Source organism: Streptococcus sp. HMSC034B05, from assembly GCF_001809055.1.
Lineage (GTDB): Bacteria > Bacillota > Bacilli > Lactobacillales > Streptococcaceae > Streptococcus > Streptococcus constellatus.
Map to the genome: position 1 here is coordinate 1 of NZ_KV795587.1, position 2,478 is coordinate 2,478.

The 2,478-nt window shown below is 39.9% G+C and carries 4 protein-coding genes; 3 read left to right on the forward strand and 1 reads right to left on the reverse strand.

The annotated features are described in order from the left end of the window. The first annotated feature begins 10 nt into the window (after positions 1–10). The 3 genes from HMPREF2542_RS10260 to HMPREF2542_RS01075 all read left to right on the forward strand — a co-directional run bounded on the left by HMPREF2542_RS10260 (position 11) and on the right by HMPREF2542_RS01075 (position 2,304). Entirely contained in the window at positions 11–133 is a 123-nt protein-coding gene (locus HMPREF2542_RS10260) for a hypothetical protein (protein ID WP_398578066.1), read from the forward strand. A gap of 5 nt (positions 134–138) precedes the next feature. Then, entirely contained in the window at positions 139–282 is a 144-nt protein-coding gene (locus HMPREF2542_RS09700) for a hypothetical protein (protein WP_186822124.1), read from the forward strand. A 477-nt stretch (positions 283–759) separates the two neighbouring features. Further along, positions 760–2,304 (forward strand): degradosome RNA helicase CshA, encoded by a 1,545-nt coding sequence (locus HMPREF2542_RS01075; RefSeq protein ID WP_058669742.1) that lies wholly within the window; start codon positions 760–762, stop codon positions 2,302–2,304. Positions 2,305–2,376: 72 nt separating this feature from the next. Here HMPREF2542_RS01075 and HMPREF2542_RS10265 read toward each other — a convergent pair whose 3' ends face one another. Next, positions 2,377–2,472, reverse strand: coding sequence for an IS3 family transposase (locus HMPREF2542_RS10265; RefSeq protein WP_398578067.1), 96 nt, complete (start codon positions 2,470–2,472; stop codon positions 2,377–2,379). Positions 2,473–2,478 lie beyond the last annotated feature (6 nt).

The window sequence follows — 2,478 nt, forward strand, 5'->3', positions numbered from 1 at the left end:
CGGTTTGAAAGTGCATTTGGCGGTGACAGAGTCGAGCTATATTTTGGATTATCTGGTTACCCCTGTCTCAGTTCATGATATTCAGGTAGCAGAAGAATTGCTGGAGACCGTGTCCCTTATTCTCGCGTTTTAGGAGATTTGGGATACCTAGGTAAAGTGCTAAAAGAACGCTTGGATGCAAAGGGGATTCATCTTTGGACGCCGCTTCGTAAAAATATGGAGAGCGCCGATGAGCGTAACATTCCTGCAATTCTAGCCATCCGAGGAACTATTGAAACTTGAATCTTTGTTCTAAATGTAATGTTTGACATTGAGCACCCGATTGTTAGGTCTTTAGCAGAATGGCAATTGGAGATTGAACAGGTTCTTTTAGCCTACCATTTAGAATTTTTTATCAACTAGCAACGCGAGTACTATATGATTAGTGTAAATTATTTTATATGGTTCTCATTTTAAATATTTCTTTATAATTAAATATCTAAAGGAAGTATAAAGAAGAGAAGAAGCTAATTTTATCATAGTATCTATTAGACTTCTAATTAATTTTCAAGTAAAACGCTATCAGTTCTATCTTTTTACTATTCTTTATGTTATACTAAGTAGGTTGCAAAAACTAAAAGCTTTTCTGTTTAATGGTAACTAGCGACCAAGTTGGCGCTTTTTTAGTATTCCGATTTGAGAAACCATATTTTTAATAAAAAGAAGAGCCAAAATGTCTTATAAGGTAGCTTCGTACTGCCTTTTAGAAAGAAGAAAAAATTGAAATTTAATGAATTACATTTGTCTGCTGAATTGTTAGCAGAAATTGACAAAGCTGGTTTTGTAGAAGCTAGCCCGATTCAAGAACAGACCATTCCGCTGGCTATGGCAGGAAAAGACGTCATTGGACAAGCTCAGACTGGTACTGGAAAAACAGCTGCGTTTGGATTTCCGACTCTGGAGAAGATTGATACAGAGGATCCAACTGTTCAGGCACTGATTATTGCACCGACTCGTGAATTAGCAGTACAGAGTCAAGAAGAACTCTTTAGATTTGGTCGTAGTAAGGGTGTCAAAGTCCGCTCAGTTTATGGCGGGTCTAGCATTGAAAAGCAAATTAAAGCTTTGAAATCAGGTGCTCATATTGTCGTAGGAACACCTGGTCGTCTCTTGGACTTGATCAAACGCAAGGCGCTTAAGCTGAATCAGATTGAAACCTTAATCCTGGATGAAGCGGATGAAATGCTGAATATGGGTTTCTTAGAAGACATTGAAGCCATTATTTCCCGTGTGCCAGAAGACCGTCAGACCCTTCTATTTTCAGCAACCATGCCGGATGCTATCAAGCAGATTGGTGTGAAGTTCATGAAAGAACCAACACATGTGAAAATTGCAGCTAAAGAGCTGACTACTGAGCTGGTAGACCAGTACTATATCCGCGTCAAGGAAAATGAAAAATTTGATACCATGACACGTCTTATGGATGTAGAGCAGCCAGAACTTTCTATTGTTTTTGGGCGTACCAAACGCCGAGTAGATGAATTGACTCGTGGTCTCAAGATTCGTGGTTTCCGAGCAGAAGGGATTCATGGCGATTTAGACCAAGGAAAACGCCTCCGTGTACTTCGTGATTTCAAGAATGGCAATCTAGACGTTCTTGTTGCAACAGATGTAGCTGCACGTGGATTGGATATTTCTGGTGTGACCCATGTCTACAACTACGACATTCCGCAGGATCCAGAAAGCTATGTTCACCGGATTGGTCGGACTGGTCGTGCTGGTAAGTCAGGTCAGTCTATCACTTTCGTAGCTCCAAATGAAATGGGCTATCTGCAGATTATCGAAAATCTGACCAAGAAACGCATGAAAGGTATGAAGCCGGCAACTGCAGAAGAAGCCTTTCAAGCTAAGAAAAAAGTTGTCCTCAAAAAGATTGAGCGAGATTTTGCAGATGAGACCATTCGCAGTAATTTTGAGAAATTTGGTAAAGATGCTCGTAAGCTAGCAGCTGAATTTACGCCAGAAGAGTTAGCCTTATATATCTTGAGCCTAACGGTGCAAGATCCAGATACTCTTCCAGAAGTGGAAATTGCGCGTGAGAAACCACTACCGTTTAAATATGTTTCTGGTGCCAATAAGGGGAATCGGAATAATAAAGGTGGAAATCGTCGTGAACGTGGTAGCAGACGTGGCAATTACAAAAAGGGCGGTCGCAATGAGTATTTTGACAAAGAAAAACGCTATCGCAAAGAGCACAAGAAACCACGCAATACTTCAAGTGAGAAGAAAACAGGTTTTGTGATTCGGAATAAAGGTGATAAATAACTATATAATAATAAAAAGGCGAATAAACATTCGGCACTGCACCCCAATAATGGGACAAGAGAAAACCCCCTCTTATTCGACCAGTTTTCTGTAATCTACAGGAGACTGGTCATTTAATTTCTGTTGAATTCTACTTTCAGTATAAAATGTGATGTATTTTTCGCCAATATCTGT